Annotated in this window: 19 protein-coding genes; 8 read left to right on the top strand and 11 right to left on the bottom strand. The window is 61.8% G+C overall.

The genetic code is table 11. The features are described from left to right. Nucleotides 1–2: 2 nt before the first annotated feature. The 11 genes from WD767_08795 to WD767_08745 form a co-directional block, all read right to left on the bottom strand. Nucleotides 3–713, bottom strand: a complete 711-nt coding sequence (locus WD767_08795) for a DinB family protein (protein MEX2616179.1) — start codon at nucleotides 711–713, stop codon at nucleotides 3–5. 162 nt (nucleotides 714–875) lie between these two features. Next, nucleotides 876–1,076, bottom strand: coding sequence for a hypothetical protein (locus WD767_08790; protein MEX2616178.1), 201 nt, complete (start codon nucleotides 1,074–1,076; stop codon nucleotides 876–878). 296 nt (nucleotides 1,077–1,372) lie between these two features. Then, entirely contained in the window at nucleotides 1,373–3,109 is a 1,737-nt protein-coding gene (locus WD767_08785) for a gamma-glutamyltransferase family protein (protein ID MEX2616177.1), read from the bottom strand. A gap of 228 nt (nucleotides 3,110–3,337) precedes the next feature. After that, nucleotides 3,338–3,961, bottom strand: coding sequence for a hypothetical protein (locus WD767_08780; protein MEX2616176.1), 624 nt, complete (start codon nucleotides 3,959–3,961; stop codon nucleotides 3,338–3,340). 15 nt (nucleotides 3,962–3,976) lie between these two features. Continuing rightward, on the bottom strand, nucleotides 3,977–5,278 hold the full coding sequence (locus tag WD767_08775; GenBank protein ID MEX2616175.1) for a hypothetical protein: 1,302 nt from the start codon (nucleotides 5,276–5,278) through the stop codon (nucleotides 3,977–3,979). A gap of 33 nt (nucleotides 5,279–5,311) precedes the next feature. Continuing rightward, nucleotides 5,312–5,728 (bottom strand): response regulator, encoded by a 417-nt coding sequence (locus tag WD767_08770; GenBank protein MEX2616174.1) that lies wholly within the window; start codon nucleotides 5,726–5,728, stop codon nucleotides 5,312–5,314. Continuing rightward, a complete protein-coding gene (locus WD767_08765; protein ID MEX2616173.1) occupies nucleotides 5,729–6,931 on the bottom strand; it encodes an EAL domain-containing response regulator in 1,203 nt (400 codons plus the stop codon). It abuts the gene before it with no gap. Beyond that, the gene (locus WD767_08760) at nucleotides 6,924–9,047 is read right to left on the bottom strand and encodes a PAS domain S-box protein (protein ID MEX2616172.1); all 2,124 of its coding nucleotides are present in this window, start codon (nucleotides 9,045–9,047) and stop codon (nucleotides 6,924–6,926) included. Before WD767_08760 ends, WD767_08765 begins: the two co-directional genes overlap by 8 nt. A 406-nt stretch (nucleotides 9,048–9,453) precedes the next feature. Next, the gene (locus WD767_08755; protein MEX2616171.1) at nucleotides 9,454–10,989 is read right to left on the bottom strand and encodes a peptidoglycan-binding protein; all 1,536 of its coding nucleotides are present in this window, start codon (nucleotides 10,987–10,989) and stop codon (nucleotides 9,454–9,456) included. A 243-nt stretch (nucleotides 10,990–11,232) separates the two neighbouring features. Beyond that, the gene (locus tag WD767_08750) at nucleotides 11,233–11,847 is read right to left on the bottom strand and encodes a methyltransferase domain-containing protein (protein ID MEX2616170.1); all 615 of its coding nucleotides are present in this window, start codon (nucleotides 11,845–11,847) and stop codon (nucleotides 11,233–11,235) included. Nucleotides 11,848–11,855: 8 nt separating this feature from the next. Continuing rightward, on the bottom strand, nucleotides 11,856–12,560 hold the full coding sequence (locus WD767_08745) for a class I SAM-dependent methyltransferase (GenBank protein MEX2616169.1): 705 nt from the start codon (nucleotides 12,558–12,560) through the stop codon (nucleotides 11,856–11,858). A 325-nt stretch (nucleotides 12,561–12,885) separates the two neighbouring features. Here WD767_08745 and kaiC point away from each other — a divergent pair, with 325 nt between their 5' ends. The 8 genes from kaiC to WD767_08705 form a co-directional block, all read left to right on the top strand. Next, nucleotides 12,886–14,580, top strand: coding sequence for a circadian clock protein KaiC (kaiC, locus tag WD767_08740; protein ID MEX2616168.1), 1,695 nt, complete (start codon nucleotides 12,886–12,888; stop codon nucleotides 14,578–14,580). A gap of 33 nt (nucleotides 14,581–14,613) precedes the next feature. Continuing rightward, nucleotides 14,614–14,907, top strand: a complete 294-nt coding sequence (locus WD767_08735) for a circadian clock KaiB family protein (GenBank protein ID MEX2616167.1) — start codon at nucleotides 14,614–14,616, stop codon at nucleotides 14,905–14,907. Continuing rightward, nucleotides 14,904–18,326: an ATP-binding protein gene (locus WD767_08730; protein MEX2616166.1), complete on the top strand. Its 3,423-nt coding sequence runs from the start codon at nucleotides 14,904–14,906 to the stop codon at nucleotides 18,324–18,326. Before WD767_08735 ends, WD767_08730 begins: the two co-directional genes overlap by 4 nt. Nucleotides 18,327–18,512: 186 nt before the next feature. Then, complete coding sequence (locus WD767_08725; protein MEX2616165.1) at nucleotides 18,513–20,189, top strand: peptidoglycan-binding protein; 1,677 nt, start codon at nucleotides 18,513–18,515, stop codon at nucleotides 20,187–20,189. A 520-nt stretch (nucleotides 20,190–20,709) separates the two neighbouring features. After that, nucleotides 20,710–21,357 (top strand): hypothetical protein, encoded by a 648-nt coding sequence (locus tag WD767_08720; GenBank protein MEX2616164.1) that lies wholly within the window; start codon nucleotides 20,710–20,712, stop codon nucleotides 21,355–21,357. Then, on the top strand, nucleotides 21,354–21,827 hold the full coding sequence (locus WD767_08715) for a hypothetical protein (protein MEX2616163.1): 474 nt from the start codon (nucleotides 21,354–21,356) through the stop codon (nucleotides 21,825–21,827). The genes WD767_08720 and WD767_08715 overlap by 4 nt, the downstream gene beginning before the upstream one ends. Continuing rightward, nucleotides 21,817–22,320: a type I-E CRISPR-associated protein Cas6/Cse3/CasE gene (locus WD767_08710; protein ID MEX2616162.1), complete on the top strand. Its 504-nt coding sequence runs from the start codon at nucleotides 21,817–21,819 to the stop codon at nucleotides 22,318–22,320. The genes WD767_08715 and WD767_08710 overlap by 11 nt, the downstream gene beginning before the upstream one ends. A gap of 18 nt (nucleotides 22,321–22,338) precedes the next feature. Beyond that, a partial coding sequence (locus WD767_08705) for a hypothetical protein (GenBank protein MEX2616161.1) occupies nucleotides 22,339–22,853 on the top strand: 515 nt, incomplete at its 3' end.

Raw genomic sequence — 22,853 nt, 5'->3', positions numbered from 1 at the left:
AATCAGTCGTCCCAGACCTTCTCCGGCACCGGCAACCCTTTCAGGTCGGCCTCGCTGAGCGGGCGGTCCGGGGTGACGTTGCGGGTCTCGAGGACCATCCGGATCTGCCGCACATGCTGCGCGGTATGCCATGTGGTGCGCTCCAGCACTTCATGCATCCGGGGCTCGCCGTAATAGGTCTTCATCCGGCGCTGGCAGGTCTTGTCGTCAAGACCGGCCCACCATGCGGCGACGCGGGCGCGGACCGTGTCGCCGTAGTCGGCCATGGCCACGAAGCTCTGCATGTCGTCCGTCGGCGGCACCACCGGCAGCGCGGCCGTCAGTTCCGCCCCGTCGCAGGCTTCGAGGAAGGCTTCGGAAATGCGGAATACATGATGCGCCAGCACCCGCAGGGTGCGGTCCCGGTTCGGCAGCTTGTCGTCAAGCGATTCGATCGGGATCTGGCGGATCAGCCGCGATGCCGTTGCCAGCACATGGTCCAGCCGTTCGGCCAGTTCCGCCGGCGACAATGCGGGCGAAACGTCGACATCGAGTTTCAGGAACTCGACCACATCGCTCAATTGCTGCGCGAAGGTAAATTCATCGCCGCGCGACACCACCGGAATCGACCGTGCGCCAAGGCGGCGCAACTCGTTCAGGCCTTCGGGGTCTTCGGCGATGTTGACGGAAACGAATTCAACATTGTTGGACGAAAGAAACTCTTTCGTTTTCAGACAGCTTGTTCACCCAGGCTGCCAGAATACCTTAACCGGAGCATTCATCGCTGTTCTCCCTCAGGACGCGTTGCGGGACGCCGCGCGCGCGGCGATTGACTTGCATCATGTTTAGTTCATTGCAGGTCACGCGGGAAGGACAAACTGCCCGGCGGTCCCCCGCTACCGGTCGCGCAGCCAGGACCAGGCGAAATACAGGACGGCGGTGATCATGATGGCGAGACCGATCAGCGACGGCTGATAGGGCATGCCGCGCATCATGCTGACAATCAGGTCGATGGCCAGCGCGATAATGAAGGCCGCCACATAGATCCTGCGCTTTTCGCGGCCGGACCGCTCGCCGCCGCCGTCCCCCTGGCTCATCCGCCTCCGTCCCGCTTCGTTACACCTGGATCAGATCATGCCGCAGGAATGGCGCAAAAGAAACGGCGGCTGGAAGGGACAGCCGCCGTTTATGTGAAATATCGGTCCGTGCACTATGTGTCTTCGTTCTCAAATGCGCGGCGCGGGATTGCCCCGGCTGAAATACGCCGGGCCGGATCGGGCCCGTGCCGCGTAGGGGCATATTGCGCAGGCTCCCCGCCGCGGACGTCACCCGTTTGGGTGTTGAATGCAAAAAAATGCAGTTATGTCGAATACCGTCGATCCGTGCGACGCCCCTACCAGGCCAGCCCGTAACCCGCGCGCCTGGGATCGGCGTCGGCCTGCAGCATGCCGGAAGCCTCGTCGTTGACGATGGCGCACATGGCGCCGGCTTTCCAGGTTTTCTCCGGCCACCAGGCGATCTTGTGGCCGTAGGACGCAAGCGTATCGGCCGTCCCGGCCGCAATGCGCGATTCCAGGTCGAGTCGACCGGGGAAATAGTCATGCGGCTCGAACGAGGACGGATAGCTGTAGCTGGCGAAGCGCGGCGCTTCGATGGCGTTCTGGATATCCATGCCGAAGGTCACGACGTTCAGGAAGGTCTGCACCATCGCCTGGGTCTGGACATCGCCGCCCGGCGTGCCGAAGGCCATGAACGGCTTGCCGTCGCGCATGGCGAGGGCCGGATTCGGCGTCAGGCGCGGCCGCTTGCCCGGCGCCACGGATGACGGGTGCGACGGGTCGGCCCAGGACTGCGATCCGCGCGACGACGGCACCAGCCCGGTGCCGGGGATGACCGGCGCCTGGCGCGAGGTATCGCTGGGCGTGGCGGAAAACGCGTTGCCCATGGCGTCCATCGCGCAGCAATAGGAGGTGTCGGCCGGCACCGCATGCGGTTCCGCGGCGGACGGTGTGAAGCTGTTCCTTTTCGCGATCTGCGCCAGCAGCGCCCGCGGGTCGCCCGCCGGCGGCATTTCCGGCCAGGCCTCGCCGTCGCGGATCAGCTCGCGGCGCAGGTCCGTGTAGGCGTCGGACAGCAGTTCCTCCAGCGGCACATCGGTAAAGGCCGGATCGCCGTACCAGGCCTCGCGGTCGGCGAAGGCGAGTTTGAGCGCCTCGGCGATGTGGTGGATGTAGTCGGCGCTGTTATGGCCCATGGATTTGAGGTCGATGCCGCGCAACAGGTTCAGTGTCTGCGCCAGCGCCGGACCCTGCGACCAGGGGCCGCAGCAATGGACGTCGATCCCCGCGAATGAGGTGCGCACGGTGGGTTCGAAACGGACCCGGTAGTCCGACAGGTCCTCCATGGTCATCAACCCGCCGTTTTCACGGTGGTAATCCGCGATTTTCCGGGCGATATCGCCGCGATAGAACGCGTCATAGGCGGCCCGGATGCCGGCTTGGCGCCCCTCGCCCGCTTTCGCGGCCTCCTGGTCGGCCATGTATTGCAGCGATGCCGCCAGATCCGTCTGCACGAAGCGTTCGCCCGGCAGCGGCGGCCGCCCGTTCGGCAGGTAGATCGCCTCGTTTTCCGGCCAGCGCCGGTATCCGGCCTCGCTGCCGGCAATCGACTCGGCGAACAGCGGATAGACGGCGAACCCCTCGCGGGCAAAGCGGACCGCGGATGCCGCGACCTCGCCAAACGACATGGTGCCGAAGCGTTCCAGCGCCGTCAGCCATGCGGCGGGGGCCGCGGGAATAACCGTGCGCAGCAGGGTTTCCGGAATTTTGCCGCCGTGGAACTTCTGGAAGAAATCGGGCGTCACCGCCTTCGGCCAATGCCCGAGGCCGTCGATGCAGACCATTTCCTGCCGTTCCGCGAGCCAGATCAGCGTCGGCGCGACCCCGGCGACATTGACGATATCGCTGTGCACGACGCCCAATGCGATGCCCGCGGCCACGCCGGCATCGATGGCGTTGCCGCCATGGTTCAGTATCTCGAATCCGGCCTCCGCCGCGAGGTAGTGGCCGGCGGCAACCGCATGCCGCGTTCCCGCGACAACCGGGCGGTAGGCGTCGTAACTGATCGTCATGGCTTTATCTCCCGAATGGCCGAATTCCCGTCACCTTATATTAAATCCGCCTTCCCCGTCACCGTTCACCGGCGCCGCCGCTCGATGGGACTAGGCCAGCGGCCCGGAGAGCTTTCTCGATTCCGACTGTTACGCGGCGAAAGATTCGCTGTTGGCCACCGCTATAGCACATCGGATCCACACGGGTGTCGGATCGCCAGAGGCGATTCCCGTCAAACACGATCCGATCTATAATTCGGAGAGACGCTCAATGGCGCCGCCGTTACAGCTGTCACAGATTCCATGCGAAATCGCGACTTCCGCTCCGCCGCCCCGTCGATAATATGTTTCCGCCGATGCCCATTCCCCCGTGGTATACCGGTCGTCCCTGACGCGCTGGCAGTAACTGCACATTGACAGGATTGGCAGGTTGCGGTGGATTTTCAGCAGGGCCGACATGGCCTTGAAATCGTAGATATCCATCGGCGGCCGGGAATCGGCTTCAAGCAACACGGATTGGAACAGATAGCCCGTGACCTCTTTTCCCTCATGAATCCCCGTGACGGCAAGACGCATGTTCCGCTGCTCGCCGGGACTGTCACAGCGGAAGGGACTGATCCATATATCGCCGCTCGAGCGGCTGAGTTCCGCCATGATATCCGTGAGCTTCCGGCATACGGTCTCGCCCTGGATATAGTCGAAAAGGTTTCTGCCGACAGTGTTCCCGGCATCCAGTTCCGGCGCGCCATTTTCCCTTGCGAAGGCGTTCCACCGGCGGGCGCCGATATGACGTATCACGCCCTCGGAATCGACGACGTAACAGATACCGTCGAACGCGCCGAGTATGTCATCCGTCAGGTCGTCCGGCTGCATCCCTCTAATCCCGCATCAGCGTGGAAGTTCCTTGAGTAGCGAGCGAAACAGGTCCCGGGACTGGAAGCGGTATATTTCCCGCGGCGCCCGTGTGACCGAAGTGATGGCGTCGCCGTCCACATAGTCGAATCCGGCGCATACCGCGGCGCCCGCGAGGCTGCGCGAGCGCAAGCCATGCACAAAGGTGCGCAGACGCGTTTTCGCGGCCGACTCGACGAACCGGTTCATCAGCGAAAACAGATCCTTTTCGGGGTAAGTGCTGCTCGAGAGGTCGATACCGATGGCATGCACCTGCATCTCCTCGAGCAGGGCGAGGTCACGACGCGTAAAGCCGGTGCGCACTGTCCGCGAGCGCGAGAAAGGCGCCAGCGGGCCAATCAGTTCGAGAAGACGGGTCTGGGGTACGTTCTCGGGAAGCCCCGCCACCTCGAATATCATCAGACTGCGCTGCCATTCGGAGAGCCGGCCGCAGCGCTCAAGGTAAACGAGCCGGTAGCGGCTGGAGCGTAGAGTCTGGTAATGCACCGTACAGGTGATAAGCAGCTTGCGTTGCCTGAGCTCCAGCTGCGCAAGGTCGGCAATCGCCCGGTCGAGCGCCCGAAGATCGAGCAGGGCAGTCGACTGCGGCGACTCGTTTCCCGAAAAAACATCGTAACCCGTCCGGATTCCGACAAGCGGCCCACCGTCGAATCTGGGCACGCAAAGGTAGGTGGAAATCACCTGCCGCTTGACGTCCCATAACGGGCGATAGATAAATTCGACGTCGTCGGGCTGCTTTAACGCCTGATCGCCGGTCTGCGCCGCAACGCGCGGCGGCGCCTTGAGGGTTTCCTCCAGTTTGGCGTCGGCGCGGTCCATGACATTCTGCATGACGTCATGAAGGCGGACCGCCGAATCGACCTTCGGCGCATCGGCGTTGACGACAATGGTCCGAATTTCGACATTCGCGAATTCGGTTTCGTCGCCGAGCAGAAGCTTCGAAATCTCGCCGGCGATCAGGCCGCATTTGACCTGCGCCTCCGCTTCGGAAAGTTCGCCGAACATCAACAGCCAGGACAGCTCTTCGACCTGTATCAACATGTCGGTCCGGCCGATATAGCGGTTGACGAGTCGCGTCGCCATCGCATCCGCCCGTTTGGCCATCGCGGGCCATCGGTCGCCGAAGCGCTCCTTTATCGAGCCAAGATTGATGAACTGCATGCGTCCGGCGGAAATAGACGGCCGGCTGGCGAACAGTTTTCGAAGCTTCTCCGATAACTCGTCATGCTTTTCGACGGGGATATTTCCGCACGGATTCGAATTCGGGCTTTCGGTCATGCGGGGCTCCTTGTTCGTGCCATTCCATGGGTTCTAGCCGCGACTGTCCGTTACGGAAGTCGAGAGGGCGCGCTTTACACACTCCAGCAACTGACTCCGCGTAAAAGGTTTGCGCAGGATCGCGTTGGCGCCAAGCTTCCGCGCAATCTCCAGGAAATCAAGGTTGCTCACACGGCCACCGCCTGAAATCGCAATAATGCGAATGTCCGGCCAGCGTTTGCGGATTTCGACAATCGTCTCGATACCCTCTTTTTCGGGCATGATGAGGTCCGTGATAACAAGGTCGACAGTCCCCTCCTGAAGCGCCCGCAGGCCACCGTTTCCGTCGGCAGCCTGGCGAACCTCGTAGCCGCCGTTTTCGAGCATCATGGCTATCGTGTCACGCGCATTCGCTTCATCGTCGATGACCAGCACACGTAATGGCCGGTTCAGGTCCTTTGTCATTGTCATTCAGCAGCCCCACTTGACGAGACTTTCGCCACGAGCGGCGGCGAACGTCTCAATGATGTTATCTGCCGGACCGGGTCGTCCGATGTAGTAGCCCTGGAATATATCGCAGCCAAGCGCGGAAAGCCTGCGCATCGCCTCCGCCGTTTCGACACCCTCGGCGCATACCGTCATGCCGAGACTGTGTCCCAGCCCCACGATTGATGTAACGATAGCTTCCGACTCCGGATTTTTGCCAAGGTCCATGACAAAGGAGCTGTCGATTTTCAGTTCGTTGAACGGCATACGATAGAGTTGCACGAGCGATGAATAACCCGTGCCGAAATCGTCTATCGAAAGACCAATTCCCTTGACGCGCAAGCGGGTCAATACTTCCGTCGATTTCGCGACATCGCCCATTGCCGCGGACTCTGTAATTTCCAGGATCAGGCGGCGCGGGTCGATCCCGCGTTCGTCCAGGATTGCGCCAATCTCGTCGGGAAGGCTGCCTCGTCCCAGCAATCGCGGGGAGAGATTGACCGATACGGCGCCGTCGATTCCGGCTTTCGTCCATTCGTGGATACGGTCGACGGCATCCAACAGGACGTGGTTCGTAAGGCTTTCAATTGCGCCGGACACTTCCGCCATCTGTATGAAGGAATCGGGATAGAGCAAGCCGAGACGCGGGTGCGCCCAACGGACGAGCGCCTCCGCCGAATGGAACGAGAATTTGCCGGTATCGTCCAGAACCACCTTCGGCTGGTAATGGACGATAAAATCACCGTCCGCAATCGACCTGGCCATTTCGGCTTCACTGGCCGGGTCGCCCTTCTCGACCAGGCGTTCAAGCATGGCCCCCAATGTGCCGACGGAGAAAGGCTTCTGCAGGACGCCGGCCATGTTCAGCCCGCGATCCTGACCGATCCGACTGGCTGTCGCCAGGGTTCGGGAATCGAGACCGCTGATCAGCAGGATATGCTGGGTTGCTTTCCTTTCGCCGAGCAGCTGGAGCAGCTGCACGCCGTCCACCTGCGGCAGGTCGAGGTCGAGCACGAGCACGCTCGGATCGAACTCGTCCAGATCGGCCCGAAGACTGTCGGGCGTTTGCCGATGTCGCGTCGTATAGCCCAGGCGGCTTGCGACATCGCTGATCAATTCACATACGCCGATATCGTCGTCAATCACGAGAATCCGCGTCACCGCCACCTGGTCGTCCGCCCTATCCATCCAGCACGTCCCTGATCTTGCGGGCAAGCTCCTCGGACTGGTATGGCTTGCCGATGAAGTTAATGCCTTCATCGAGTACCCCGTTGTATGAAATCGTTTCCTGCGGGTAACCCGATGTCAGCAGGACTTTCAGTCCTGGCCGAATTTCGAGAGCGGCATTCGCCACCGCGCGTCCGTTCATGCCGTTCGGCATGACGATGTCGCTAAGCAGCAAATCGATGTGGATCTCCCCGCGCAGGGTCTCTATCGCCGACGGTCCATCCGAAGCCGCGACGACGGTATAGCCGAGTTCTTCGAGAATGAGCGCAAGAGTTGCGCGAACCGGCTCCTCGTCTTCCACGATCAGCACCGTTTCGGCGCCGCCCTTCACGGTTTCGGAAATCGGCTTTCCGATTGACTCCTGATCAATGTCATCGGCGCTTTGGGGAAGATAGAGGCGAAAGGTCGTACCCAGACCCACTTCGCTGTAGACCGTCACATGCCCCTTGGACTGCTTGATGAAACCGTAGACCATGCTGAGGCCAAGCCCTGAGCCCTTGCCTGTATTCTTCGTGCTGAAGAAGGGATCGAACACCCGGTCGATCGTGTCCGCCGGGATGCCGCAGCCGGTATCGCTGACAGAAACCACGACATAATCGCCCGGCGCCAGGTCGGGCACCAACGCCGCATAGTGCTCGTTCAGCCGCGATTGACGTGTTTCCACAACAAGTTTTCCACCATCCGGCATGGCGTCGCGGGCGTTGACCGCCAGGTTGAGAAGTGCGCTCTCGAAATGCGTGGCGTCGATCAGCGTGGCCGGCAGGCGATCCGCAAGTTTTGTCTCGAACGAAATCGACGCGCCAAGGGTGCGCTGGATGAGATTGGCCATGCCGTCTATCAGCGCGTTGATATCGGCAATTTTCGGTTCCAGCACCTGGCGACGCGAGAAAGAGAGGAGGCGCCTGGTCAGCTCCGCCCCGCGCTGTGCCGCATCAAGCGCCATCCCGATCTGCTTTTCGTGGAGTTTGTCGCCGTGAACCTGGCTTTGGATGAGTTCCAGATTGCCGATGATCACGGTAAGCAGATTGTTGAAATCATGGGCTATGCCGCCGGTGAGCTGACCCACTGCCTCCATTTTTATCGCCTGACGAAGCTGCAATTCGAGCCCTTTTCTTTCGGTGATGTCTTCCGCAACGCCAACGACGCGGTAGACTTCGCCGTTTCCGTCGCGGATGGCGACGCCCCGATCCGAGATCCAGCGGGTTTCGCCGTCCGGCCGCCGGATACGGTATTCGGCCTCGTAGTCGCCCGCCGTCTTGCCGCTGATGCGTTCGGCGACCCAGTCCCGATCCTCGGGATGGATCGCGTCCATGAAACTCCTGGGATTGCGGTAGAGTTCCTCGACCGGCCGGCCCCAGATCGTTTCGTAGGCCGGGCTGACATATTCAATGCGCGTCGTGTCCGGGTCCGAAATCCAGAACACGTCGTTCAGGTTCTCCGCGATCTGGCGGAACCGCGCCTCCGATTCGCGCAGCGCCGCTTCCTGGCGTTTCTGCTCGGAAATGTCACGTATCACGCAGACCGAATAGGCCACGCCCGCATCGTCGGTGAACGTCGACAGCGTCATCCGCGCGGGAAAGACCTCGCCGTTGCGGCGGCGGAGATCGAATTCCAGCCGATAGGCCCTGCCGGCCGCATGCGCCGCGGACGATTCGGCGCCCAGCCGGTCGAACTGGGCCTTGTTCTCGTGCAGTTTCTCGGTGCTCGCGCCGACCAGTTCCGCCATGTCGTAGCCGAACATGCCGCCCGCGGCGGGGTTGGCATAGGTTACAACGCGGTCCGACAGCCTCACGAGCATGACCGTATCGTGCAGGCTTTCCACCAGGCCGAAAAACTTCGTTTCGCTTGACCGGTGCCGGCGGTGGTGACCGTACAGCAGCACCGAGATCAGCACCGTCGACAGCGCGACGAAGCCCGCGCCTTTCAAGGCCTCAACCGCGAAGATGTCGTCCGGGTAACCGTACAGTTCGCCGAAAATCATCGTCGAGAGGACGATATAGGTAATCGAAACGACGAAGTAGATCGCCGGTACGTACAGGTGCAGGCGGTTTATCGAATGGGCGGGGTCGCGTTCCAATGCGTGACACTCCAGTTACGTCTGCCCGGCTTCGACGGATTGTCGTCATGAATTCACGCGAAGGTCAATAAACCCTCTGTCCCGGCGGCAAGGATTACTAACGTTAAGGTGGAATATCTTTAATTTTAGTTAATTGTCCCGAAGCCTTGTTTCATTTCGTTATGAAACCTGCGCGAAGATATGCAGCGGGTAGCCACATTTTCCGTACCAGCAGCAACGGATTCGGTGTAAAATATGAGACCGGTAATAGCAGCTAAATCATTGATATATAGTGTTACGGGTCTGGCAAATCCCCTTGAGGTTTCGGGACGGACCGCCAGTGGAACAGCAGCCCGGGCCGTGTGACTGGCAACCGGGCCGCGTTCGAGATGGGAGGCAGGAGGAGACGGGGCTACTGATCGGGCGTCTACTCCTTGCGCATGTTCTCGAGGATGGAATCGGTGATCCCCTGCAGCAGCGTGCCGGCCGCATCGCGCGGCGAGCCTTCGGCACGCGTAACCCTTGAGGCGCGGATCTCCGCGAGCAGCGCCTCGTCGACCTCGCCGTCGACCGTTACCCGGGCGTCCGACTGCCAGGTCCGTACGGCGGCCGTGAGCTGGCCATCGATCCGTCCGTCGATCGTTCCGACCGCGTAGCCGCGGGCATCCAGCTCCCGCTTGACATCCCTGACCAGGGCAGGCGAGCCCATGCGACCGGAGCTCGGCGGGTTCTCGATATGGGCGAGAAGACCGGTGCTGGACTGGCCGTCCGCACGCAGGCCCCAATCCTGCTGATACTGACGAATGGCGGCCCGGGCCCGGTCATCGATCCGACCGTTCTCGTCGCCGGCGTCGTATCCCTGTCGGTTCAAGGCGGCCTCGATCTTTCGTGCGGTGTCGCGTTCGGCGGTTCGATCGACGTCGCCGGACCCGTATCGTGCCTGTAGCGACGCGTCGAGGGCGTCCAGCAACGCGCGGTCGATCTCGCCATCGGCCCGGAGACCGCGATCCGTCTGGAACTGGCGCACGGCATTGCGCGTGCGCCAGCCGATCTCGCCGTCGTCCGGGCCTATGTCGTAGCCGAGCCTGTCGAGCTTGTGCTGGGCGCGACGGACCATGAGGGTCTCGCGGCGCTCGGATCTCTTCTCGTGGGCTTCGAGGCGTGAAAGCAGGGCGGCGTTGGCGCGGCCGGTGGCCCGCATGCCGGCATCCGCCTCGTATTTCCGGATCGCCGCCCGGGTTTCGGCATTCATGCGCCCGGTCACGCCGCTCACGCCGTAGTCCATATCGCGCAGCTTCGATTGCACGTCCGCGACCAGCGGGGAATATTCCGCCGGCTCGTCCATACCGCCCGCGGCGCCTGTCGCGGCGCGTGCGTTTCCGGCATACCCGGCATCGACAGCCATCCTGTCGAACAGCTCCTGGCTCAGGCGCCCGTCGGCGTGGACGCCCTGGGCGCGCTGGTAGGCAGCGATGCCGGATCGCGTCGAGCCGCCCATCTCGCCGTCCTCGGGCCCGGCATTATAGCCGAGCCGGTTGAGCAGATACTGCGCGTTGCGAACGGAATAGCCGATCGTTGCCGGCTGGGACGAGCCGGCCGGGGACGCGCCCGGGCTCCGATTCCAGGTCCGCGCCATCTCCTGCGCCCGGGCCAGCTGCTGCGGGCTCATGCGCGAGCCGACCGCATCGCGATAGTCCCGCGCATGCGCCACGCCGCCCGTCGTCGCCAGGTTCAGCCACATATGGGCCTGCAGGTAATCCTGATTGACCCCGTTGCCGTCCATGTACATTCGGCCCAGCAGGTACTGGGCTCTCGGATCGCCCTGATTGGCGGGCCCGTCCAGCTCCTGAAGGGCGCGCCAGTAGTTGCCCTGGTTGAACGCGACCTCTCCCTCCGCGTACGAAGCGAGGGCCGGTCCGGAAATCGCGAAAGCCATCGCCGTCGCGAGAAGTACCGTCTTCAATGTATGCATTTCCAACCTCGTTGATGGTCGTGAAATAACGCCGAGCGGCAGGGGTCGGCGGCCCACGCCTTCACGGCGGCGTTGGCGGGACCGGTCGACCGGCGCAACTGCTCCGCCGCATGCCATAACGCCGACATGCGATACTGAGCGGTGTGGTTCGCGCGCGATAGCGTCGGAATCTACTCAGAGCGTTGCAAGGAGCTTTTGGATGCCGTGTCCTGTTTAAACGCAGCTTGCCTGCATTCAGGCGGCGAGACGGCGGCCAGGATGGCCAGCGAATTCGAACACCGCCATCTGGCTTGCGCCGCCAAGGGCCGGGTGATGTCCGGCGATGTCGTGGCAGGTGACGTTGTAACTGTTGCGCGCAGCGACCCCAGGCGCCCAGCGCCGGAATTTCGCGCGATCCCATTCGAAGCGGTGATCGGGATGGCGGAACCGGTGGGCGGGTACGCCGAGCAGCCGATTGAACTCCGCGTTCGGCGTCGTCACGACGACGGTCGCCGGCCGCATCTCCGCAAAGACGGCCCGTTCCAGAACCGACAGACGATCCGGATCGATATGTTCGATCGTCTCGACCAAGAATGCACAGTCGAAGCCACGGAGCGCCGCCTCGCCGTCAGTCATCGAGCCGTGGATGAGATCGACCTGCGCCGTGGCTTTCCGCCCCAGGGCGTCCAGACGCCGGCGAAGACGGCCGAGCGATTCGCGGCACAGATCGACCCCGACGATCCGTCCGATCTGCGGATCCGCCGCCAGGCGAACGAGCAGGTCCCCATCGCCGCAGCCGAGATCAAGCACGGTGCTGGCGCCGCTGGCGCGCGCAACTTCGCGCGCGGCGTCGAGCCGTTGCTCGTGCAGCCAGCTGGTCAGGCCACACCGCCTTGTCCGACAGGCCGCTGCATCAGCGCCACGTCCTTTACGGGCACGTCACAGGACCAGCCACGGGACGCCGCCAGATGCCGCAATGTCCCCTCGCGATAGAAGACGACATGGGTGGGATCCTTGCGGTAATGCCAATCCGGGAAGCGGGCATCGTCGGTCTGAAAGCAGGTCATGACCGCGAGCCAGCCACCCGGACGGAGAAGCATCATGAGCCGGTCGAATTCTTCTGCAGGACGGTGGAAATGCTCGGCGGTCTCCGTGCAGGTGACGAAGTCGTAGGTATGCCGGAGCGGCGCGGTATCGGGGTAAAAAAGGGGATCGTAAAGCGCCACCGCGTGGCCTGCCTCGCGCAGCATGGCGGCCAGCGCCGGGCCCGGCCCGCAGCCATAGTCGAGCCCCTGCGATCCCGCGGACAATCGCGCGAGCAGCGGAGCGGCCAGCTTCGAGAGAAAACGCCGGTAACGCGGATCGTCCGGATGGTTCTCGTGACGCCGGTAGTGGGCGTGCTCCAGCTCGCGCGTCGGAAGCTGGCGCGTATCGAGAAAGCGAGCCTCGCAGACGCTGCATCGCCTGTAGTCTCGTCCGTCAACCGACAGGAACGGTTGCGGCATGGCTGCGCGGCAGACCGGGCAGACAGCGGGAATCGCGGATGGCGCACCGCTTTCGCCATTTACGGCTCCGGCGGTCATGCCACCTCATTCGGGGCGGCGGCAGGCCGAGCGATACAGATCGTCCGGGTCGGCCAATAATCGAATTCGTCACACGGCAGGCTCATACGACTTGCAAACCTCTTCGGGCGGCCGCCAGTCGGACTGGCGGATGAATGGGATGGCCCCTGTATCGTCGCTTTGGGGACAAACATCAAGGAAAGTAACGCCGAATAGTGTCCCGGTTTGAAAATCACGACTGACGCCGCCGCCTCGGAATCATTGTACGAATTAAAACAGTTGTTAAAGAATTGTGTCGATAATGATAGGGTATCCATGTGTTGTTATCCGTCCGGGTGGTTGCCTCATGAAACTCGAATCAGGCATTGCTGGCTTCGACGCAATCACCAACGGTGGCCTGCCGTCGGGCGGCGTGTGCCTGATCGAGGGCGAGCCCGGCGCGGGAAAATCGGTTTTCTCCACGCAGTTTCTGGTCGCCGGCGCCGAAAAATACGATTCTCCCGGTATTCTCATCAGCTTCGAGGAATCCGAGGACGAGATTCTCAACTACGCGGCCGGGTTCGACTGGGAGATCGGCCGGCTACACGAAAGCGGCCGGTTGAGGATCGTGGCGGCGCGGCTCGACGACGACACGATCAGGAGCGGAAGTTTCGACCTGCAGGCGCTGTTGAGTATCGTCGCCGAGCACGCCCGGCAGTCCGGCGCGAAGCGGATCGTCTTCGACGGGCTGGAGGTGCTGCTCGGTCTTCTGGAAAACGACGCGCTCGAGCGGCTGGAGTTCTACCGTCTCAAGGAATGGGTAAAACAACACGGGTTCGCCTGCATTCTGACGGCGCATCGCCTGGAAGGCGGCAATGGGGCCGATCACCGTTTGATGGCGTTCCTTCCCTATATGGCGGATTGCATCGTTCATCTGCGGCATTATCTGGTCGATCAGGTAGCGGTCCGCACGCTGCAGGTGAGCAAATACCGCGGCACGGCGCATCGCGGCGGTGTCTATCCTTTCGTGATCGGTACCAGGGGCGTGACGGTCATGCAAGGCGCGCCGCTGAACATGGATAACGCGGTATCGTCCGACACGGTATCGTCCGGTGTCGAGCGCCTCGACGCCGTGCTCGGTGGCGGATACATGCGCGGCAGCGGTATCCTCATCGCGGGCGAGCCGGGTACCGCCAAAACGACATTGGCGGCGATGTTCTCGAACGCCGCATGCTGCCGGAACGAAAAGGTTCTGTTCGTTTCCTTCGACGAGCCGGCCGCCCAGATCGTCCGTAACCTCAACTCGGTGGGACTGGATTTGCAACGCCATGTGGACAGTGGACTCTTGCAGTTTCGCTCGCTCAGAACGGGGCAGTACAGCGTCGAGGAATACCTGATCGAGCTTGAAGAGGAGATCGACAGGTTCAAGCCGGACTGCATGGTGGTCGATCCCGTGTCCGCCATTGAAAAAGCAAAGGGCAGGGTCTTTGCGATCGATCCCGCGACGCGCGTCGTCGACTTCACGAGATCGCGGGGCATCACGTTGTTGCTGACGTCCCTCCTGGAAGGTCATGGGGACAGCCCGGAGCAAACCAGCGCGCATGTTTCGACGATAGCAGACACTTGGGTGCAGTTGTCGTATCAGGTCCGCGCCGGCGAGCGGAACCGCGCCCTCAGCATCGTCAAATCACGTGGCATGGCGCATTCGAACCAGGTCCGCGAACTGGTGGTCGAGAATGCGGGGGTGCGCCTGACGGACGTCTACACCGGCGGCGGCGAGGTCCTGATGGGGACCGCCCGCATGGAAAAAGAGCAGGAAAACGAAATGCTCGAAGCCCGATACAGGCAGGAGACCGCGCACCGTATCCGCGACCTGGAGGAGAGCGAGATGCACCTCAGTAACGAGCTCGACCGCATCATGAAACAGCTGGAAAGCCGCCGCGCTGAAATAGACGAGCTCAAGGCCTCGGAATCCGGGCGACGGGACGACGAGCGGGAAACCAGAGAAGCGATCTTTCAGGCGCGGCGCGGCGATACCCGGGGCGTGACGGAGAACGGCTGACCTGCGGCCGCGGATTTCGAGGAAGTGGCACACATGCAAGCGCGAAGCACGGCAACAAGACTGTCGCTCTATGGCGCCGAAGGCAGTCATTCCTCCTGGCGGGCGTGGACCAATGTCACGCAGGTTCTCGAGGCGCTAGGCATGGACACCGCCGCTCTTGAGTTCGTCAATGTGCTGCGTCATCCGGCACGCACCTTCGATGACGGGGTGCTTGTCACACCGACGCTCATCGTCCTGAACGGCGGTAAAAGGTACGTGATCGTCGGCACCGTGGACGATCCCGGTATCCTCGAGGAGATCCTTGCCGAGCGGACGATGGAACAATGAGCGACCATCCCGAATCGTTCGATGCCGGGGAACGCAACACGGTCAACGTCCGCCGATTGCGTGGCGCCGCGAGGGCGTTGGTCGCGGGCTTGCTGATCGCCAGCTTCGCGGCAACGGGGCTTGAAATTTATTACGAGCGGGAAGAATTGCTCGACCACGCGCACCGCGAGGCGGGCACGATTGCGAGATCAATGGCGGAGAATACCCGCTTCGTCCTGGAGATCACGGACCTGGCGCTCCTGCAACTGGCGCGGCAGGCCGAGCAGGATCTCGCGGACGACGGCGATCTCGATACCGGGTTCGGCGAGATGGTCGCAAGTACCATCGAGCGGATCGGTACCGTCCAGAACATCCTCGTCCTCGGACGCGATGGGCGGCCGCTTGCATCGACATTTGACAACTTGCCGACGGACCTCGATTTTAGTGACAGGTCGTACTTCAAGACGCAGCGCGATCTGCAGACTACTGGCCTGTTTGTCGGCCCCCCGATCACGGGGCGCATCCAAAACCTTGTTGTCGTTCCTCTCAGCAGACGCATTTCCGGGGCGGACGGCTCGTTTGCCGGGGTCGTCATGGCGACGATCGGGCCGGGATACTTCACGTCGCAATTCAGCGCGCTCGACGTCGGGCGGCGCGGCGCGATCCTGCTGGCGCACGAGAGCGGAACGGTGATCGCGAGATTTCCGGCGAACGATACCGCCGGCATGACATTCGCCGACCGCCCCCTGTTCACGCGGTATCTGAAAGACGCCCCGTACGGCACATACGTGTCGCCGCCGCAAAGCGACGGCGAGGTCCGCATCACGGGATACCACCGTGTCGAGCGATCCGGCCTGGTCGTCGCTGTGGCGATCCACAGGGGCGAGATCCTGGCCCCATTGTACCGTCAGGTTTATTATCATGCGGCGGGTCTGTTGCTTCTCACGGTGTTTCTGTCGGGCGCGCTGCTTTACGTGCAGCGATTTCTCAACCGCGAGGAATTCCTGCTCGGCCGTTTGCGCGAAGAGAGGCAGGGGCACATGCGCCGGGCGATGCAGCAACGCGCGGTGTCCGTGCTGAACGAATGCGCCAGGGAAAACGATCTCCCGCACGAGTTCCTTGCGAACGCGGCGCAAGTCATCCGCGAAACGCTGAATGCCGACCTGTGTCACATCCTCCAGGCCATGCCGGAACATGACCGGTTCCAGACGCTGGCCGAACACGGCTTGACCGGCGCGGACGACGTGTCGCTACGCACGGTCGATGGCGACTTTACCCATGCCGGCAAATGCCTGGATACCGGGAAGCCGCTGGTAACGGTCGACTACGCGGGCGAACGGCGTTTCAAACCGTCGGTAGCCCTGGGCCGGGACGAGGCGCGAAGCGGCGTAGTCGCCCCATTCAGGCTTGACGGGAAGCGCGGCGTGCTTGGCGTCTATTCAAGGGAACCCGGCGCGTTTCAGGACGGCGATACCGTCTTCCTCGAATCGGTCGCATATCTGGTCTCCAGCTATTTCGAGCGGCTCCGCGAATACCGGCTGCGCAAGGCGGTGCTGGACGGCGTTTCCGCAAGTATCTGCGTTCTGGATCCCAGAGGCCGCATTCTGTTGGTGAACGAGGGCTGGCAACAGTTCGGGGTGGAAAACGGAATGCAGGCGTCCAGGGCGTGGAGCGAGGTCAACTATCTCGACGTGTGCGATGCCGCAACTGAACCCGAGGCGGAGATGATCGCGGACGCCATACGCGGGGTCGTCGGCGGCAATCTGGAGCGGTTTTCCCTGGAATATCCATGCCATCCGCCCGGCGGCACGCGATGGTTCAGGGTCCTGATTTCGCCGGTTCCGCTGGACGAGGGCGTCGGCGCTGTCGTCATGCACGTGGACATCACCGAGGTTGTCGCGGCGGAACGCGATGCAGAGCGTATGAAGGACCGCCTGGAGACGCTGGTGCGCGAGGCCAAGGTCGGCATTCTGGTCCACAGCGACTTCAAGCCGCTGGTCGCCAATGACGAGCTTGCCGCGATCCTTGGCTACCGGGACGCGGACGAGATTTTGGCCTTGCAGGACATCCGCGAGCTATTCGCCGACGAGGAAGGCGAGAGGCTTTCCGGCTATTACGGTGACCGGATATCGGGCGCGCTTCCGCCGGGTTTGTATTCGGTGAAGGGAAAGAGACGGGACGGCGCCGGGATCGAGCTTGAAAACCGCGCCTTTCCGATCGACTGGGGTACCGGACGGGCGGTCTGCGCCATGCTTACCGATGTCACAGAACAGCGGCTTCTGGAAGTTCGGATGCGCGAAGCGCATCGGATTGAGGCGGTCGGTCAGCTGTCGGGCGGCATCGCGCACGATTTCAACAACCTGTTGACCGTAATCCTCGGGAGTGCCGAGGTATTATTCCTGCGCGACGACGCCGACGAGATGACGCGCAAGCTGGCGTCGGTCATGATGCACGCGGCGAAACGGGGCGCCGACCTGACGAACAGGTTGCTGTCCTTCGCGCGTCGCCAGCCGCTCGACCTGCGCCCGTCCGACCTTGCCGAAATGTTTACCGGAATTGAAGAATTGCTGAGACGCACGCTCGGCGAGGATATCGACCTGAGCGTCGATATCGCGGAAGGGCTGTGGCCGGCGCTGGTGGACGTGGCGCAACTCGAGTCCGCGATCGTCAACCTGTGCGTCAACGCGCGCGATGCGATGCCTGGCGGCGGTTATCTGACGGTGGAAACGCGGAACGCCCACCTTGACGAGAAATATGCAAGCCAGCACGTCGATGTTCAGCCCGGCGACTACGTGATGATCGCTGTTACCGACAGCGGCTCCGGCATGGACGAGGAAACGTTGTCCAGGGCGTTCGATCCTTTCTTTACGACAAAGGAGGTGGGACAGGGTACGGGGCTCGGCCTGAGCATGGTGTTTGGATTCATCAAGCAATCCAACGGCCATGTCCGGATCTACTCGGAAGTGAATTCCGGCACGACGGTCAAGCTGTACCTGCCTCGCGCGACGGACAAAGCCCTGGAGCCGGACGGCGCTGCTCAAGAACCGCCCGGCGTGCCGGGCGAAGCGCGGATTCTGCTGGTGGAGGACGACGATCTTGTGCGTGAGTATGTTTTCAACCAGCTGGAACGTCTGGGTTATACGGTCACGGCCGCGCGCAACGGGTCCGAGGCATTGGCGATTCTGGAGGGCGGCAAACCGTTCGACCTGCTGTTCACGGATGTGGTCATGCCGGGCGGCATGAGTGGCAAGGAACTGGCGGAACGAGTCAACGACTTGCGGCCGGGGATGCCGGTGCTTTTCACGAGCGGCTACGCCGAAAGCGCGATTGTTCATCAGGGCCGGCTGGATCAGGGCGTCGTTTTGCTGGCGAAGCCCTATACGATTGCCGAACTTGCCAGGAAGGTCGCCAGTGCGTTGAACGGCAAGGATTCAAACTGAAGTCGTCTTGTCCGGAAAAAGCGTATTTATGAACTTGTCGCCAGATAAATAGGGGGACTTATTGGGGGACCGGCCCGGTTGTTGGTCTCAGCGCCTTCAGCGCAGATGTTCGTTTCCTCCCGGGGGAACCCAAATCGCGGTCGGACGTTTGTAAGCCATACCGACCTTCCACATTTAGGAGTTTTTATGGCCCCCCGTACCTGGTTCGCAATGTCGGTACTCGGTGTGGCGAGTTGGACATTACCCGCCGAAGCGCTGATCGTTTTTTCTCCGCCTGTTCCCAAACTGGAGCAGGCTCAGGTAGTCCCCTTTCCCGGCGCCACGTTGGCCCGACAACTCCATCTCGTCGCCTACAACAGGGTCGTCGCGGAGATTCAGGCAGAGCTCAACGGGGCCGGATACGACGCAGGACCGTCTGACGGATTGATGGGCAACCGGACCCGCCGCGCGATCGAGGCCTATCAGCGGCAGCAAGGTTTGTTGGTGACCGGCCAGCCCAGTCAAGGGTTACTCGATCATCTCCGCGCCAGCGCCCGCTCGAGCGACGACAGGACCTCCGCCGATGCCGACCGCGAGCGGCGACAAATCGTGCGCCTTCAACGGAGGCTCGAACGTCTCGACTACGACGTGGAGGCGACCGGCGAACTGGATCGGGTGACCCGTAGCGCGATCCGGTCCTACCAACAGGATCACGGCCTCCTGGTCACCGGCGAGATCTCCGACGCGCTGATGGAGCATGTGCGCGCTTCCGTCCGGGCGGAGCGGGGTTCAGCAGCGCGCACAGACGGCGGCGAAGTCGGCCCGAACACGATCCGGCAAATACAGCATGGCCTGCGCGTCCGCGGTTACACAGTGGGGAATGTGTCGGGTGAACTCGACATCCAGACAGGAGACGCCATCCGCGCCTATCAGCGAGATCGCGGGGATGCGATTACAGGCCAGGCTACCGAAGAGTTGGCAGCGCAACTGAGCGAGGGAGTAGCGACCTCGGTCGCGACACCGGAAAACATCCGCAAGGTACAACAAGCCTTGAATCGACGCGGCTACAGCGTCGGCCCCGCCGACGGTGTTATGGGTCCGTCGACCCGATCTGCCATTAGCCGATATCGCCAGGAAAACGATCTGCCTGTCTCGAGCGACCTTTCCGCTGCCCTTCTCGAAAGTCTGGGTATCGCCTCCTCTCAAGGCGCTGCGGCGGCTGCGGACTCCGGCCAGAGTGTCAGAGTTGTAATCAGCGACGACTTCGAAGACGGCAACTATACCGATAACCCTCGCTGGCAGGTGGTCTCCAAAGAATTTCGTGTGGCCGATGGAGCCCTCCGCAGCTCGGTAAAAATCGAAGCGAGCCAGACGCGCGAGGAAATCGGGCGGAATTTGCTAAAGGGTGTCCTGGATGAGGTGCTGGGCGTACCGTCTTCTTCGGGCGCAGAGTCTGCTGCCATCGTTCAGGCGACGACCTTTACCGATCCGTTCGAGATACGGTTACGGCTTCGGGAAACCGCATCGGGATCGGTTCGCATGCATCTGGGACCGTTCACGAGGGGAAACGAGACGAAAGATTATCGACTGGCGTACGATAGCTCATCGGCACAGCCGCTCCTCCTCGTGGCGGATAGAGGCAGAGGCTCGCGGAGCGAAACCCTTGCGGCCACCTCACGCGCGCCGGCCCTCGATGACGGACAGTGGCACGAGCTGGTGTTTTCCCGCCGCGACGATGGGACAATGACCGTGTCGATCGACGGAAACGTGGTGCTGAGGGCGCACGATACGGAGATCACCGGCGGCCATGACGGGATCTCGTTTGTGAACGCGGCCGGCGATTGGGATATCGATTCGGTGGCGGTCACGGCGGCCAAACCTTGATCAGTTGCGGTTCGTGATGTGTCCGCCCGGCAACAGCCTATAACCCATTGAAAAATGGCGGAGGGAGAGTCTGCCGTAATATAATATAACCTATTGTTTTATAATATTTATTTTTCATTACACATTACAGGTCCACACACAGCCCCACATAACGACGTCCCCCGCCGTCGCGCTGCGGTCGAACATCCGATGCCGCAGTGCCGGTCAGGTCACATCCAGTTTCTGGGGTATGCGTGACGCGGGGAAAGACAGACGGGGGGCACCGGTACCGGCAAACGACACCCTACCCCATTATGGTGACCACCTCTCTTTCTACACGGTGATTTTTAGGTCGTGTATAGTTAGATACCTTCCCCTACGTAACCGCCGCCGATGATAGCGTTAGAGTCCTGCGCTGTGCGAGCACAGAGCCGCAGGCAGACTCTTGCGACAAGGTTTTGTAACACCATTAAGTTGCCAGATGGGCTCGTTAGGTGGAGGATAGTATTTCTGAAGGAAGTACATCCAAGGGTCGCGCTTTATGGAAAAGCTGAAGATCACCGCCCGATTGAAGGCACCGATAGTTCTGGGGGGCGGGTACCTCACGTTCGATGCGCTGCTGGCTTCGCTCATTTTCGAAGCGACGGGCGATATCGAGATCGCGCATGGCACCATTCCAGTCGCCTGTACAAAAGGCCTGTTCCACGCGAGCGCAGCCTTGCTGGAGCCGCTTGAATCCCGGAAAGTTTCCTTCGTGGCCAACCTGCGGGCGACCCATACACTGGACCCGGACCTCCTCCTCAAGAACAAGACAGGAGGGGTCCATAAGAAGATCGGCCTGACACGCAGGCGGGACTTTGGGGCCGTCATGAATAGCTACCAAGCCTTCGATGCCCCGGAGATTACATGGTATGCGCAAGGCGACGGAGCGGCCATTGAACGCCTTCTCTCCGGCGTCCATTTCATCGGCAAGCGCCGGGGCAGCGGCTTCGGGGAAGTCGCTGGCTGGGACGTTGCGCAGGATGACCTGGACGGTGTTGTCGGCCCCTTTGGCGACCCCATGAGGCCCGCGCCTGTGGACCTGTTCAAGGGCAACAAGGATGCCCTCCGGGTCGATGCGGCATGGCGTCCCGCCTATTGGCACCCGGACAACAGGGCCATCTGTTACGCCCCGGAATTTATCCAGTGAATACCTTCCAGTTCTTCAATGACAATTTCGGGCGACTCCTCACGTCCCAGACGAATGTGCCGCACAGGGATGCATGGCGAACACTGTCATCGACGCATCCGCTCCAGAAGAAGAACAAGAACGGGGAAGACCAGTCAGGCAGGCTTGTGGCTGGGTGGGTGATCATCCGGCCGACCGGAGCGGTGATGCAGCAGAAGCTGGCGGTGGCGGGAATCCAGTATGATGACCGTACCCGCTTCGAGGCATTCGGGGACGAGCTTGATGCATGGGACGGTTCGCCACGCATGTTCCTCATGTTCGACAAGGCCCCCATCCCCATCGCCAGCCTGTTCATGACCCTCGACCTGAGAGCCGTGCGGATATGCTCCCCGGCGGGCACCGAGACCTTCGACTACACAAAACCCTGCCCACCCAGTGCTGGCGTCGTACAGCGCAACCTGGACAAGCGGAGGCGAAACAATGCTGCTTGATCACGTCATACCGAAGCCGCCCAGCCTCAAAGGGTACGAGTTGCATCGGCTGGTTCAGGGGCTAACTGATGGCCAAAGCCCGCTGTTCGCCGATATGGGAGACAGCCTCATTGTGCGAACGGACAAGCCGATTACCGATACCGGCACAGCGCCACGCGCCTTCAAGGACGGAGATGTCATCGGCTTCGAACTGCGCGCCTGCGTATCAAAGAAGCTGAAGGGCAAGCATGTATATTTCCCGACCGCAGATTGGCGGAGCAGGCACGACTGGTTACGCAGACAGGGAACAAGGCATGGCTTCGAGCCGCTCACGGTCAACTGTCATGCGTCGCAGGCCAAGGTGGACAAGGGGACCGGACGCTCTTTTACCGTCGACCAGACAGACTTCGTGGGCATCCTTCGTGTCATGGACAGCGCCAGATTCGACAACGCCATTGCAAACGGCATCGGCTCCACGGCCAGGGCTTTCGGCTTTGGCATGCTGGTCATATAGCCACTTCAGGAGAGAACAATGGGCGACATTATCATCAATGGAACGATCACGACCGTTGGGCCGCTATCGATCAGCATGCCGGACACCGCTGACTATGACGGGTTCCCGGTTATGTCGCGCGGGATCGATGACGACGGCAAGCCGCTGAAGACCGGATACCTGCCTGCCACGACCCTGCGCGGGTTCCTGCGCCGCGCCGTTGTGACGCACGACATGAAAGAGGCAGCAGCAGCAGGCCATCATTACTCCCTACCGAAGGCTTATACCGAACTCATCGGACAAGACGCCGCCAGTGAAAAACAGGCAGGCGATATAGACCTCCTCGAAATCAAGAAGGCCAGAAATGAGTCACCCGTCGTTGACCTGTTCGGCAGTGGCCTTGGCGTATCAAGCAGGCTTCGTGTCGGTCACTTCCTGCCAGCGGTGAACGTGCTGCCGGAATTATACAAAGGCGTGCGGAAGGACCTTGGGGACACAGTGAGCTACCCCGGGTTTGACGGACGGTTTAATCAAGCACCATTTCGTCGTTGTTC

Source organism: Alphaproteobacteria bacterium, from assembly GCA_040905865.1.
Taxonomy (GTDB): Bacteria; Pseudomonadota; Alphaproteobacteria; order UBA8366.
Note: the sequence above shows the minus strand (reverse complement) of the source record. Positions and strands in the feature narration are given on the sequence as shown.